At 48.2% G+C, this 14687-nt stretch carries 12 protein-coding genes; 9 read left to right on the top strand and 3 right to left on the bottom strand.

Going from position 1 to position 14687, the window contains the following annotated elements; translation table 11 throughout:
* Positions 1–12 precede the first annotated feature (12 nt).
* The 3 genes from dapD to map all read right to left on the bottom strand — a co-directional run bounded on the left by dapD (position 13) and on the right by map (position 4324).
* Positions 13–840 carry a 2,3,4,5-tetrahydropyridine-2,6-dicarboxylate N-succinyltransferase gene (dapD, locus tag V7D78_RS00945; protein ID WP_333606546.1) on the bottom strand — a complete coding sequence of 276 codons (828 nt, stop codon included), beginning with the start codon at positions 838–840 and terminating at the stop codon, positions 13–15.
* Between the two features lie 9 nt (positions 841–849).
* Positions 850–3474 carry a [protein-PII] uridylyltransferase gene (gene glnD, locus V7D78_RS00940; RefSeq protein ID WP_333606545.1) on the bottom strand — a complete coding sequence of 875 codons (2625 nt, stop codon included), beginning with the start codon at positions 3472–3474 and terminating at the stop codon, positions 850–852.
* A gap of 61 nt (positions 3475–3535) precedes the next feature.
* Complete coding sequence (gene map / locus V7D78_RS00935; RefSeq protein WP_333606544.1) at positions 3536–4324, bottom strand: type I methionyl aminopeptidase; 789 nt, start codon at positions 4322–4324, stop codon at positions 3536–3538.
* A gap of 354 nt (positions 4325–4678) precedes the next feature.
* On the opposite strand from map, the gene rpsB reads away from it, so the two are divergent.
* The 9 genes from rpsB (at position 4679) to bamA (ending at position 14670) form a co-directional block, all read left to right on the top strand.
* The gene (gene rpsB / locus V7D78_RS00930; protein ID WP_333606543.1) at positions 4679–5407 is read left to right on the top strand and encodes a 30S ribosomal protein S2; all 729 of its coding nucleotides are present in this window, start codon (positions 4679–4681) and stop codon (positions 5405–5407) included.
* 105 nt (positions 5408–5512) lie between these two features.
* Positions 5513–6385 carry a translation elongation factor Ts gene (gene tsf, locus V7D78_RS00925; protein WP_333606542.1) on the top strand — a complete coding sequence of 291 codons (873 nt, stop codon included), beginning with the start codon at positions 5513–5515 and terminating at the stop codon, positions 6383–6385.
* A 111-nt stretch (positions 6386–6496) separates the two neighbouring features.
* Positions 6497–7237: a UMP kinase gene (gene pyrH / locus V7D78_RS00920; protein WP_333606541.1), complete on the top strand. Its 741-nt coding sequence runs from the start codon at positions 6497–6499 to the stop codon at positions 7235–7237.
* A 50-nt stretch (positions 7238–7287) separates the two neighbouring features.
* Positions 7288–7845 carry a ribosome recycling factor gene (frr, locus tag V7D78_RS00915; RefSeq protein WP_333606540.1) on the top strand — a complete coding sequence of 186 codons (558 nt, stop codon included), beginning with the start codon at positions 7288–7290 and terminating at the stop codon, positions 7843–7845.
* Between the two features lie 130 nt (positions 7846–7975).
* On the top strand, positions 7976–8740 hold the full coding sequence (uppS, locus tag V7D78_RS00910; RefSeq protein WP_333606539.1) for a polyprenyl diphosphate synthase: 765 nt from the start codon (positions 7976–7978) through the stop codon (positions 8738–8740).
* Between the two features lie 5 nt (positions 8741–8745).
* Positions 8746–9609 carry a phosphatidate cytidylyltransferase gene (locus V7D78_RS00905; RefSeq protein WP_333606538.1) on the top strand — a complete coding sequence of 288 codons (864 nt, stop codon included), beginning with the start codon at positions 8746–8748 and terminating at the stop codon, positions 9607–9609.
* On the top strand, positions 9609–10802 hold the full coding sequence (gene ispC / locus V7D78_RS00900) for a 1-deoxy-D-xylulose-5-phosphate reductoisomerase (protein WP_333606537.1): 1194 nt from the start codon (positions 9609–9611) through the stop codon (positions 10800–10802). The genes V7D78_RS00905 and ispC overlap by 1 nt, the downstream gene beginning before the upstream one ends.
* Positions 10802–12154, top strand: coding sequence for a sigma E protease regulator RseP (gene rseP / locus V7D78_RS00895; RefSeq protein WP_333606536.1), 1353 nt, complete (start codon positions 10802–10804; stop codon positions 12152–12154). The genes ispC and rseP overlap by 1 nt, the downstream gene beginning before the upstream one ends.
* A gap of 26 nt (positions 12155–12180) precedes the next feature.
* On the top strand, positions 12181–14670 hold the full coding sequence (gene bamA / locus V7D78_RS00890) for an outer membrane protein assembly factor BamA (protein WP_333606535.1): 2490 nt from the start codon (positions 12181–12183) through the stop codon (positions 14668–14670).
* Positions 14671–14687: the final 17 nt, after the last annotated feature.

Here is a 14687-nt window from a genome sequence, read left to right as displayed (position 1 = left end):
CCTTTTCTGTGCTTAGTCTTCAATACTGCGTAATAGCGCATTAATACCCACTTTGGCGCGGGTCTGGGCATCGACTTTCTTTACAATGATAGCGGCGTATAAACTATGGCTGCCATCTTTTGCCGGTATAGTACCCGGAACCACTACCGCGCCTGCCGGTACCCGGCCGTAACTCACTTCGCCGGTTTCCCGGTCATAGATGCGGGTGCTCTGGCTGATATAAACGCCCATCGACAGCACAGCGCCTTCTTCGACGATGACGCCTTCCACCACTTCTGAGCGCGCGCCAATAAAACAGTTATCTTCGATAATCGTAGGGTTAGCCTGTAATGGTTCCAGCACGCCACCGATACCGACACCGCCAGATAAATGCACATTTTTACCAATTTGCGCACAGCTACCCACTGTGGCCCAGGTGTCGACCATAGTGCCTTCGCCGACATAGGCGCCGATATTGACGTAAGACGGCATCACCACCACGTTTTTACCAATGTAGCTGCCGCGGCGTACCGCGGCAGGCGGCACTATACGCACGCCTTCAGCTTTAAATTGCTCGGCACTGTAGTTGGCAAACTTCATTGGCACCTTATCAAAAAAGCGGTTTTCAGCGCCATCCATCACTTCGTTATCGTTGATCCGAAACGACAGCAATACGGCTTTTTTCAGCCACTGATGCACCACCCACTCGCCGGCAATTTTTTCTGCCACCCGCGCGCTGCCGTTATCCAGCATCGCCAGTACTTGCTCCACTGCTTGTTTCAGCTCTGGGCTGACAGTGCTGGGGGTAATAGTGGCACGTTGTTCAAACGCTTGTTCGATAAGGTGTTTTAACTCGGACATAATAATAGTCTAGCCTTCTGTTTCCTGGGAGAGTTGTGAGATCAGAGCGCGTTTTAACTGACTTTGTTGTTCTGCCGTTAAAGCGTCGTCCTCTGCGTTAGATAACATAAAAAAATCTTCGGCGCGCTCACCAATTGTGGTGATTTTAGCGGCATGAATATTTAAGCCGCAGTGCTGAAATACTCCGGCAATACTGGCCAGTAAGCCCGGGGTATCCAGTGCGGCAATTTCTACTATAGTACGATGCTTGGTACTGCCACTTAAAAAGGCTACTTTGGGCGGTACATTAAACTGGCGCATCTGCCGTGATAAACGCGGTTTTTGCCGCGATAAGTCGGGTTTGCCACTGATATGTAATTCCAACGCGCGCTTAATACTTTGCTGGCGGGTAGGGGAGCTGACGCTGTCACCATTTTGCTCAAGAATAACAAAGGTATCCATGGCAAAACCGTCTTTGTTGGTCATTATCTGGGCATCAAAAATATTGACCTTTTTGCTATCGAGTGCGCTGACCATGCGGGCAAACAAACCGGGCACATCGCGGGTATAGACAAACACCTGGGTGCCACCTTTTATGGGGGCCTTGCTGACCAGTACCAGTGGCGAAGAAAGATCTTTATGCCGTAATATATGTTCGCAATGCCAGGCAATTTGTTTCGGGCTGTAACGGGCAAAGTAATCGGCCTTAATGCGGCTCCACAGCAGTAGCACTTCGCTTTCAATAAAGGTTTGCTTGATCAGCAAACGCAGGGCTTCGGCCTGATTTTCGCGGATAAGATCGCGCAGATCCATCGGTTTTTCCAGGCCACGGCGAAAGGCTTTTTGGGTGGCCAGAAACAACTCACGTAGCAAAGAGCCTTTCCAGTCATTCCACAGGTTATCGTTGGTGGCCCGGATATCGGCCAGTGTCAGACAATACAAATAATTTAAGCGGGTTTCATCGCGCACTTTTTCGGCAAACTCGGCTACCACTGCTGGATCATGAATATCTCGGCGCTGGGCGGTAACCGACATTAACAGGTGATGCTCGACCAGCCAGGCGATCAGTTTACTGTCAAACTCACTCAGCTTATGCAACTTGGCAAACTCACGGGCATCCAACGCGCCCAACTCAGAGTGATCGCCACCGCGGCCTTTAGCGATATCATGAAAAATACCGGCTAAATACAGCAGTTCGGGTTTTTCCATACGCCTGACAATATCAGTACACAGCGGAAACTCACTCTCGTGCTCAGGCTGGCTGTATTTATACAGGTTTTTCAGTAAGCGGTGGGTATGTTCATCCACGGTGTAGGCATGAAATAAATCAAATTGCATCTGGCCAACAATGTTGCGCCATTGCGGCAGATAAGCGGCCAGTATGCCATAGCGGTGCATCAGCGTAATGGCTTTGTCCATACCGCGCGGGTGGCGCAGCAAGGCCATAAATAGCTGACGGCACGCTTCGTAATCTTGTAAGTCACCCATTAAGCGGCGGCGCACCTGGCGCAATAAGCGCAGCGTGGTGGAGTGTATGCCGGTGATATTGGAATTATTAGCAATATGCCAAAACAGGCGCAGCAGGTTATCGCGCCGGGCAAAAATAGCATTGTCGAGCGCTTTAATCAGATGACCGTTTAATTCAAAGTAATCATCCAGCAGCTGAACCTTGCCACTTTGTGGTGCTTGTAAAATACTGCCTTCAAAATGCTGCAGCAGCATTTCGTTCAGTTCACTGACCCGTTGCACGGTGCGAAAAAACCGTTTCATCATGCGCTCAACCGAGGCTTTGCCATCAGCGCCAAACCCCAGGCGCTGTGCGGCGGCGGGCTGATAATCAAATAACAGTCGGTTTTCATTGCGCCCGGCTTCTAGATGCAAGGCAAAGCGCATTTGCCACAAATAGGCTTCACACTCCATCAGTTCCTGATATTCATCTTCTGTCAGGTACTGATAGGCGACTAATTCACGCATGGTACGGGTGTTAAAATGCTTTTTAGCCACCCAGCCTATGGTTTGAATATCGCGTAAACCACCGGGGTTGGCTTTTAAGTTGGGTTCCAGATTATAGGCAGTACCATGGTACTGGGCATGACGTTGCTGTTGTTCGTGGCGCTTGGCCTGAAAAAAGCGTTGGCTGCTCCATAAACCATCGGCATTTAGTGCCTGCTGTAGCTGTTCGTATAAAGGCTTGCTGCCGGTAAGCTGGCGCATTTCCAGTAAATTGGTGGCAATAGTAATGTCGTCTCTGCCAAGGCTGATGCATTCTTTAACAGTGCGGACACTGTGGCCAATTTCCAGGCGCAAATCCCACAAGGTGGTAATAAAGTTGGCAATGGCTTCTTGCTGAGCCCGACCCGGCGAGCGAGCACTGAGTAGCAATAAATCAATATCGGAGTAAGGATGCAATTCGCCACGGCCATAGCCGCCGACAGCTATCAGCGCTAAATCGGCTTCTTTGGCCAGGCCACAATGCTGCCAAAGCTCCACCAGCACTTGATCAATAAAGCGGGCACGGGCCTTAACGAGATTATTTATAGGTTGCGTATCAAAGCTGCGGATCAGCCAGTCATGAAATTCCGCAAAATGCTTTTTGTAAGACTCAAGCGAGTAGCTGGCAGGCAGGGCCCGGTTAAAGCTGATTACTTGCGTCACAATATACTCCTGTAATGACCTTAGAATTGGCCCAGTCAATAAGCCCGGTTACTCAGCCGGATTAATCGGCAATGACCAGCCGCTCTATAGTGTCATCGGCACGTAAGGTCAGAATTTCACAGCCGCTATCGGTCACCAGTATAGTGTGCTCAAACTGCGCCGATAAGCTGCGATCTTTAGTTACTACAGTCCAGCCGTCTTTCAGTAATTTACTGTGGCGGGCACCGGCGTTAATCATCGGCTCTATGGTCAGGCACATACCGCTGCGCAGGGTTTCGCCTGTACCAGGGCGGCCATAGTGCAATACCTGAGGGTCTTCATGAAACACTGCCCCTATGCCATGGCCACAGTATTCGCGTACCACAGAATAGCTGTGTTTTTCTGCGTGTTGCTGAATGGCAAAACCGATATCGCCTAATTTCACGCCATCTTTTACCTTGCGGATACCGAGGTACATGGCTTCTTGCGTGACCTTAATTAAACGCTCGGCAAGAATAGAGGGCTGGCCGACGACAAACATTCTGGAAGTATCGCCATGATAGCCATCTTTAATCACAGTGATGTCGATATTGATGATGTCGCCGTCTTTTAGCGCTTTATCATTGGGAATACCATGACAAATCACCTGATTGACGGAGGTACAAATGGATTTAGGAAAGCCGTGATAATTCAGTGGCGCCGGTATCGCCTGTTGCACCTGAGTAATGTAATCGTGACAGCGGCTATTGAGCTCATCAGTGGTTACGCCGGCAACAACATAGGGTTCAATCATTTCCAGTACTTCTGCGGCGAGACGCCCTGCTACGCGCATTTTTTCAATTTCTGCCGGGGTTTTGATGCTCGCTGTCATGGACTGCCTCTTTGGTTGCTGACTGCTATAAAATAAACATGCTGATTGCTGCAAAATGACACATTTAATTGTGTTTACTGGCTTACTATGGTATAAAGCGCGCCGCAATTTAGCAAATCGCATTGTACTTGTCTTTTGGCTGCGCTTGTAGCTTTTTAGCTGCAGTTGTTGCTGTCGGAGTGCTGATTATTCAGAACTTCCGGTTATGAGATAGACAAATTGATTGCCAACTTAGCGATAACTTAAAACATAACACACATGCATCGACACATATACCGGGGTGCTTTAGCCAATAGGCAAGAGTCGGGATATGGGATGCATGGAGGCCTAACCCCTTAATAGGAATATTATATCATGGCAAAAGTTTCTATGCGCGACATGCTCCAGGCGGGCGTGCACTTCGGTCACCAAACCCGTTACTGGAACCCAAAAATGAAGCCATTCATTTTCGGTGCCCGTAATAAAGTTCATATCATCAACCTTGAGCAGACAGTACCTATGATGAACGACGCTTTAGCGTTCATTCAGCAAGTTGCTGCTAAAAAAGGTAAAATTTTGTTTGTTGGCACCAAGCGCGCTGCCTCAGAAGCGATTAAAGAAGCTGCCGGCAAAGTTGATCAGTTTTATGTTAACCACCGCTGGTTAGGCGGCATGTTAACCAACTGGAAAACGGTGCGTCAGTCAATCAAACGTTTAAAAGATCTGGAAGCGCAAAGCCAGGACGGTACTTTTGACAAGCTGACCAAAAAAGAAGCTTTAGACCGTACCCGTGAAATGGACAAGCTGGAAAAGAGCTTGGGCGGTATCAAGGACATGGGCGGTTTACCAGACGTACTGTTCGTGATCGACGCTGACCATGAACACATTGCAATCAAAGAAGCCAACAACCTGGGTATCCCGGTAGTATCTATTGTTGATACTAACTCTGATCCTAAGGGCGTTGATTACGTAATCCCGGGCAACGACGACGCCATCCGTGCTATCCAGTTATATCTGGCAGCCGTTGGTCAGGCGATCCAGGAAGGTCGTGACAAAAACATCGAAGTTGTGGCTGAAGCCGAAGCTTTCGTTGAAGCAGAATAACTTTTGTTGAGCGCTGCGGTGTTTGCCGCAGCCTGACACAAAAACTTTGCAACAGGGGCAGCACGCCCCTGTTTGTCTAACCGAATTTATTACGAGGAAGCTCCCATGGCTGTAACCGCCGCTTTAGTAAAAGAACTTCGCGAGCGCACTGGCGCTGGCATGATGGATTGTAAAAAAGCTTTAGAAGAAACTGCCGGTGATATCGAAGCGGCAATTGATGCGATGCGTAAGAGCGGTCTGGCTAAAGCAGCTAAGAAAGCCGGCCGTATTGCTGCTGAAGGCGTAATTTTAACTCGCGTGGCAAACGGTGTTGGTATTGCTATCGAGTTCAACTGTGAAACCGATTTCGTGGCACGTGATGTCAGCTTCCTGGCGTTTGCTAATAGCGTAGCTGATTTAGCTCAGGCTAACAGCATTCATAGCGTTGAAGCCCTGTTAGCCGCAGATTTAAACGGTACTTCAGTTGAAGATACCCGTGCGACTCTGGTAGCTAAAATTGGTGAAAACATCAATGTTCGTCGTATCGCTGTAGTGGAAGGCGCCGTTATCGGCCAGTACATCCACTCTGGCCGTATTGGTGTATTAGCCGTGCTGGAAGGCGGTAACGAAGACATCGGTAAAGATGTTGCTATGCACATTGCAGCGAACAACCCAGGTTATGTCAACCCGGAAGATGTGTCTGCCGAAGTGGTAGAGCGTGAGCGTCAAATCCAGATCGATATCGCGGTAAACAGTGGCAAACCACAAGAAATCGCTGAGAAGATGGTTGCAGGCCGTATGGCTAAATTTACCGGTGAAGTGAGCTTGACTGGTCAGCCATTTGTTAAAGATCCTGCTATCTCTACTGGTGACTTCCTGAAGCAACATGGTGCTAAAGCTGTGTCTTTCATTCGTTTGGAAGTAGGCGAAGGCATCGAGAAGAAAGAAGAAGATTTTGCTGCTGAAGTAGCGGCACAAATAGCTGCGGCCAAAAAGTAATTTGCGCTTTAGCAAATGACTAAAAACCGCTAGAATAACCGCGACTAACGTCGCGGTTTTTTTTTATCACCACGTCTAACATTTTCACTTAACCAGTGACAAGGGGTACCCATGAGCATCAGTCCAAAACCAACCTACCGACGCATTCTGTTAAAACTAAGTGGTGAGGCCCTGATGGGCGATGAAGGCTTTGGTATAGATCCCAAGGTGCTGGACCGTATGGCACAAGAAATTAAAGAGCTGGTAGAGCTGGGTGTGCAGGTAGGTATCGTAATTGGCGGTGGCAATATCTTTCGCGGCGAAGGTCTGGCAAAAGCCGGTATGAACCGGGTGGTAGGCGATCATATGGGTATGCTGGCGACGGTGATGAACGGTCTGGCGATGCGTGATGCGTTGCACCGGGCCTATGTCAATGCCCGCATGATGTCAGCTATTCCACTGAACGGTGTTTGTGATAACTATAGCTGGGCCGAAGCCATCAGCTTATTAAAATCAGGTCGGGTAGTGATTTTTTCTGCCGGTACCGGCAACCCGTTTTTTACCACAGATTCCGCAGCCTGCTTACGCGGCATCGAAATTGAAGCTGACGCCGTGTTAAAGGCTACTAAGGTAGATGGCGTATTTTCTGCCGATCCGGTAAAAGACCCTACAGCTACCTTATACAGCAAACTGACCTACAACGAAGTGTTAGATAAAGAGCTGAAAGTCATGGATTTAGCGGCTTTTACGCTGGCACGGGATCATAACTTGCAAATTCGGGTGTTTAATATGAATACCCCTGGCGCATTAAAACGAGTGATTATGGGTGAGTCTGAAGGCACCGTGATCGACCACGCTGAAAATTTACAGTAAACTAACGCTAGCACTATTCGCTACCGTCTCATTTTTTAAGGATAACGATCGTGATTAACGACATTATTGCTGACAGTAAAATCCGCATGGAAAAAAGCGTCGATGCGCTGAAATCTCAATTAACCAAAGTTCGTACCGGCCGGGCACACCCCAGTTTATTAGACAGTATTCAAGTGTCTTACTACGGCTCAGACACACCTTTGCGCCAGGTGGCTAACGTCTCTATTGATGATGCCCGTACTCTGGCCATTACTGTGTTTGACAAAAGCATGACTGCAGCCGTAGAAAAAGCCATTATGGCGTCTGATTTAGGCTTAAACCCTATGTCTGCCGGCACTGTTATTCGTGTGCCGTTGCCTGCCCTGACAGAAGAGCGGCGCAAAGACCTGGTCAAGCTGGTGCGTGCGGAAGCCGAAGGCGGCCGCGTCGCGGTTCGCAACATTCGTCGTGATGCCAATGCCGATTTTAAATCCTTGCTTAAAGATAAAGATATCAGCGAAGATGAAGAACGTCGCGCGGCAGATGAAATTCAAAAGTTAACTGATACCTATGTCAAAAAGATTGATGAAGTATTGGCTGATAAAGAAAAAGAACTGATGGAAGTTTAATCAGCTTAAGCTGATTTGCGTGACCGGGCGCCGTGCCAGTAATGCTCTACGGCGCTTTTTATTATCAGCTGCTGGCTCATTTAATGTTGCTGTGTGCTGCTGAATATGCACAAAAGGACAGGTCTTATTTATGACTGCAGAAACGCAGCTCAAACAACAAGCATTGCCACAACATGTGGCAATTATTATGGATGGTAACGGCCGCTGGGCTGAGCGGCAGGGTAAGCCACGAGTTTGGGGTCATAAAAAAGGGGTAGAAGCGGTCAGACGCAGTGTACGTTTTTGTCGTGAACTGGGCATTAAGTCTTTAACCTTGTTTGCCTTTAGTAGCGAAAACTGGCGTCGACCCAAGCAAGAAGTTGACACCCTGATGCAGTTATTTTTGATGGTACTGCACAAAGAAGTAAAAGAATTACACAAACATAATGTGCGATTAAAAGTGGTGGGGGATCTCAGTGCTTTTAGCGCTAAACTGGTCGCTAGTATTAAACAGGCTGAAGCCTTGACCGCAGATAACACCGCTTTAACGCTGAATATTGCAGCGAATTACGGTGGTCGTTGGGACATTGTCAATGCCAGTCGGCAATTAGCAGTACAAGTGGCCAGTGGTCAGCTTAATGCGGATGCCATTGATGAGCAGCAACTGGGTCAGCTGATGCAGTTGGCCGATCAGCCTGAACTGGATTTATTAATACGCACCGGGGGCGATCTGCGCATTAGCAATTTTTTATTATGGCAAGCCGCTTATGCTGAATTCTGGTTTACTGACACCTTATGGCCAGATTTTGAGCAAGAGGTATTTTCTGAGGCTATTGCTGCCTTTATTAACCGTGAGCGCCGTTTTGGCTGCACCGGGGCGCAGATCAGAGAACTCGCTTTAGAGAACAAAGGATAACAATATTGTTTAAACAACGAGTCATTACCGCGCTGTTATTGGCGCCGCTGGCCTTGGGGGCGGTGTTTTATTTGCCTTTGCCTGGCTTTGCATTATTTATTTCATTGGCTTTTTTACTGGGCGCCTGGGAGTGGAGTGGCTTCTGCGGTCTGCCATCTAAGCGTATGCGTTGGGCTTATGTGGTTCTGAGTGCACTTCTCTTTGCCTGCTTATATTGGTTATTGCCCGCGCAATCGAGCTTAGATTTCAGTGCTAATCTGTTACTCAATGCGCTGTTGCTGGCCGGCGCCGGCTGGTGGTTATTAGCGATTGGCCTGGTCTTGAGCTATCCGCGCAGCCAGCGTTGGTGGGCATCAAGCGACTGGCGCCGTGCGTTGATGGGTTGGCTGACGCTGGTGCCCGCCTGGGTAGCGATTTTGTTTATTCGCGGCATTGATTACACGGCAACGCCATTTTATGGTGCCTGGTTGATTTGCGGCTTACTTATTTTGGTTTGGGCGGCGGATATTGGCGGTTATATTGTCGGTAAACCTTTCGGTCGGACTAAGTTATTACCCAAAGTCAGCCCGGGTAAAACGCTGGAAGGCCTATTCGGTGGCCTGACATTAGTGCTGTTACTCCTTACCTCCTTATTGTTATATGTTGGCTGGCCTGCCAATGCCGTGTTCTGGTATATCGCGGCGACGCTGTTGTGCTTGTTATCGGTGTTTGGTGATTTGACCGAGAGCATGTTTAAACGGGCGGCTGGCGTAAAAGACAGTGGCGCTTTTTTACCCGGTCATGGCGGTATTCTTGACAGAATTGACAGCCTGACGGCAACGGCACCCTTATATGCCCTATTGTTGTTGCTGCTCGGTGGTGTGCAGTAATGCGCCATGTGGTTATTCTGGGCGCTACCGGCTCTATTGGTGTTAGCACCTTATCGGTACTGGCAGAGCATCCTGACAAATTTAGTGTATTGGCGTTAACGGCTAATAACAACGTCGAGTTGCTGTACCAGCAATGTCTAATGGTACGACCGGCGTTTGCCGCTATGCAGGATGCGATTGCGGCAAAGCAACTGGCGCAGCGTTTACAAGCGGCAGGTATCAATACAGAAGTACTTAGTGGTGCTGAGGGGTTAATTGCCTTAGCCTCACATCCACAGGCCGATATCGTGATGGCTGCTATTGTTGGGGCCGCTGGCCTGCTCCCCACTTTGGCCGCAGTAGAGCAAGGCAAAACCGTGTTATTAGCAAATAAAGAAGCTTTGGTGATGACCGGCGAGCTCTTTATGCAAAAAGTGGCAACACATGGTGCGCGTTTGTTGCCGATTGACAGTGAACATAATGCCATTTTTCAATGTTTGCCCGCGCATTTGCAGCAGCAGTGCTATAAGGCAGACTTATCAGCACAAGGTATAGCGCGGCTATTATTAACCGGTAGTGGCGGGCCCTTTTTGCAGCGGCCGCTAGATAGCTTTAAGCAGATCAGCGTAGCCGAAGCTGTGGCGCATCCGAACTGGAACATGGGGCAAAAAATTTCCGTCGACAGCGCGACCATGATGAACAAAGGCCTGGAGTTTATTGAAGCGCGTTGGTTGTTTAATTGCCCGGCAGCGGCAATACAGGTCGTTATTCACCCGCAAAGTATTATTCATTCAATGGTGCAATATACTGATGGCTCAGTGCTGGCGCAACTGGGGCAACCCGATATGCGCACGCCAATTGCTCATGCGCTGGCTTATCCGGAGCGGATCAGCAGCCCGGTAGCTGCGCTGGATTTTTTCAATTTACCTGCCTTTAGCTTTAGCGCCCCTGAGCCTGAACGTTATCCTAATTTATATCTGGCTATCGCGGCGTGTAGCGCCGGACAGGGCGCCACCACGGCGTTAAATGCTGCTAATGAAGTGGCAGTAGCGGCTTTTCTGGCACAGCAGCTGAGCTTTACCGGCATCCACCGTGTTAATGAAAGCTGCCTCAACCGGTTTCTGGGGTATCATGCACAGTCACTGGATGATATATTAGCGCTCGATGCAGAGGCCCGCGCCTTTGCCAAGCAACAGCTGAGGGTGTTAAGTTAATGTCGGTTTTTTTGTGGAATGCGCTGACCTTTATCGTGGCGTTAGGTGTGCTGATTACCGTACACGAGTTCGGCCACTTTTGGGTAGCGCGTCGTAACAACGTGTTAGTTAAGACGTTCTCTATTGGTTTTGGTAAAGCACTGTTTAGCTGGCGGGATCGTCAGGGCACTGAGTTTATTATTGCCGCCATTCCATTAGGTGGCTATGTCCGAATGCTGGATGAGCGGGTTGATCCGGTATTGCCGCAATTTAAGGATCTAGCCTTTAACCATAAAACCGTGTGGCAACGCATGGCTATTATTGTGGCTGGCCCGGCTGCTAACTTTATTTTTGCTATTTTTGTGCTCTGTATGATGTATCTGATTGGCGTACCAGAGGTGAAGCCTGTGGTGTCCTCGGTGCAGCCGCAGTCCATTGCCGCGTCAGCCAGACTCAGTGAAAATGATCAGATTGTCAGTGTCAACGGCCATCCGTCCCGTGATTTGCGTACCTTAAATTTGCTGTTAGTGGAGCAAATTGGCCGTGCTGATATTCGCTTAGGTGTTGAGGATAGCAGAGGTGTTCGCACTGAGCGGCTACTGGATACCCGGCAGTGGCAGTTTAATCCTGAGCAGCAAACGGTATTTGACAGCCTGGGGATCAATTTACAAGTGCCTGAACGTACCACAGAGTTGGCGCATATTAGCCCGGGCTCTGCTGCGGAACGAGCTGGCTTGCTGGCAGGTGATAAAATATTGATGGCCAATGGTGAGGCGATACTCAGTTGGTTGCCGTTTGAACAAGCTATTCAGAATAGCCCTGAGCAACCACTGGAATTGCTGATTGAACGTGATGGTCAAACGCTGACGCTGACAGCGATACCGGAGCGTGCTGTACGCGCAGATGGTTTTAGCCAAGGTTTATTAGGGGTGTTACCTGTCGTTACAGACTGGCCAGAAGGGATCCGTTACACTCAGCGCTATGGTCCTGTGGCGGCATTGACAGAGGGCGTGGCGCAAACCTGGCAATTGACCCGTTTAAGCTTTGCTATGATTGGCAAGCTGCTTACTGGCAATGTATCGGTTAAGCATTTAAGCGGGCCCATTTCTATTGCTCAGGGCGCAGGTGCCACGGCTAGTATAGGGCTTATTGCCTTTTTATCCTTTTTAGCGCTGATCAGCGTTAATCTGGCAGTTATTAATTTATTGCCGTTACCTATTCTGGATGGCGGGCATTTAATGTATCTTGTGGTGGAACTAATACGCGGTAAACCTGTCTCTGAGAGAGCGCAGGAAATAGGTTTTCGCTTCGGTGCTTTAGTCCTGCTGATGTTAATGGGAATTGCGCTGCTCAACGATATTTCTCGTTTGTAATAAACTAATCATAAGTAGTTCAAATAATGACAATTAAACGATTAGTAGCTGCGATGTTGCTTGCTACAGGCAGTAACTCGGTGCTTGCTGAAGAATCTTTTACCGTACAGGACATTCAGGTCGAAGGTCTGCAACGTGTTGCCTTAGGAGCTGCGTTGAATAACCTACCGTTCAGTATTGGCGATAATGTGACAGACTATACGCTGTCGCGCAGTATCCGTACGCTATATAGCGCCGGTCATTTAGATGATATCCGGGTGTTTCGCGACGGTAATACTATCATTTACCGCTTAAAAGAGCGGCCTACCATCAACAATATTGAGTTCTCTGGCAACAAAGATATTAAAGAAGAGCAGCTAAACGAAAGTTTGGCTGGTAATCGTATTCAGGTGGGTGAACCACTGGATAAAACCATTCTGAAAAATATCGAAAATGGTTTAACCGAATTCTATCATGGCGTGGGTAAGTATCAGGCTAAGGTGGAAGTACAGGTCACTTATTTACCGCGCAACCGGGTAAACCTGAAGTTTGATTTTGTTGAAGGTGATGCGGCTTCCGTACGGCAAATCAATATTGTTGGCAATGAGTTGTTCTCAAATGAAGAATTGCTCAGTGTCATTGAGTCGAAACAAGATCTGCCATGGTGGCGTTTTTACCAGTCTGATCGTTATCAGAAGCAAACCTTGCAGGGCGATTTTGAAAAAATTAACAGTTACTATCTGGATCGGGGCTACCTGCGCTTTAGCGTAGACTCATCTCAGGTTTCGGTAAGTCCGGATAAGACGGCCGTTTACGTGACATTAAATGTTACTGAAGGCGAGCAATACAAAATCAGCGGTGTCAGTTTTGTTGGTGATTTAATCGGTCAGGATGAACTGGTCAAAGCCATTTTACCGCTGCGCGAAGGCCAACTTTATAACGGTGCTCTGGTTACCTTTACAGAAGAAAGCATTGGCCGTTTAATGGCGCGTTTTGGTTACGCTAACTCTCAGGTTCGTACTATCCCCAAAATTGATGAAGAAAATAAAGAAGTTGAGTTAACCATCAATGTGGATCCGGGCAAACGGGTCTATGTCAGAAGGATCGACATCAAAGGAAATAGTAATACCCGTGATGAAGTTATTCGTCGCGAATTACGGCAAATGGAAGGCGCCTGGTTGTCAAATGACTATCTGGAAATGTCTAAAAACTGGATCCAACGTTTGCCTTACATCGAAGATGTCAATTTTGACACTTCGCCTGTAGCTGGTGTCGATGATCAGGTTGATGTAGCCTTTACTATTAAAGAACAGCCTTCAGGCAGCTTTAACGCTGGTATTTCCTATGGCTCTTATCAGGGATTGTCATTCCAGGTGGGGGTACAGCAGGAAAACTTTTTTGGTTCCGGCAACAGTGCCGGTATCAGCCTGAGTACCAATAAATTTCAAAAATCGATCAGCCTGAGTTACACCGATCCGTATTACACTCTGGATGGTGTCAGCCTGGGTGGTCAAGTCTTTTATATGGATACAGACTACAGCAGTGCGGCGTCTAACCTGGAAGCCTACAATCAGCGCCGTTATGGTATAGGTGCTAATGTGGGTTACCCGATAAGCGAGTTTAACAGGTTGAATTTCGGTGCTAACTATGTAGTTAACAAAATTAACTCGATTCAGGAATATGATCAGTTGCGTCACTTCAGGGCCGTGCTATTAGATGCGCAAAACCCGGATGGTGGTTACAACTTCACTAACTATGAACTGAGTGCCGGCTGGATGCACAGCACATTAAACCGTGGCTTGTTCCCTACAGCGGGGCGGATGGTTAGCCTGAATATTCGCGCGACCACCCCTAATTCAGATTTGCAGTACTTTAAAACCATGTTTGATGCACAGCAATATATTCCGATTAGCTTTGATCATCAGTGGACCTTCCGCACTAAGTTAGAACTGGGCTATGGGAATGGTTATGGTAGTAAAAATGGTTATGATTACACCTTACCCTTTACCGAAAACTTTTATGCTGGCGGCTATAACCTGCGCGGATTCGAAAACCGTATTATCGGGCCTCATGCCATTTTCCGCCAGGCCAGCATAGTACCGGGCGTGCCAGATCCTGTTGCCGGCGGTGGCGCTTTCCCGTCAGATCCCTCTAATGATCAATTTCAGGTTTCGCAACGTTCGATTGGTGGTAATGCTATGGGCGTGCTGACATTGGAGTTAATCACGCCAACGCCGTTTTTAAAAGATGAAAATCGTAACTCAGTGCGCACCAGTGTGTTTATTGATGCGGGTAACGTCTGGGATACCGAGTTTGATATTAACCGGTACGCTGCTTTGCAACAGGTTCGTGGTTCTGACCGCGAACCACCGTTAATTGACTACGCAGATCCGAGTTTTATTCGGGCGTCAGCTGGTGTATCGTTACAATGGATATCGCCAATGGGGCCGTTAACCTTCAGTCTGGCAAAAATCATCAGAAAATATGATGGCGATTTGCAAGAAAATTTCAGTTTCAACATTGGTACAACATTCTAATTAAAGGTATAAGGAAA

This window comes from Arsukibacterium sp. (genome assembly GCF_036735525.1).
Classification (GTDB): Bacteria; Pseudomonadota; Gammaproteobacteria; order Enterobacterales; family Alteromonadaceae; genus Alishewanella.
Note: the sequence above shows the minus strand (reverse complement) of the source record. Positions and strands in the feature narration are given on the sequence as shown.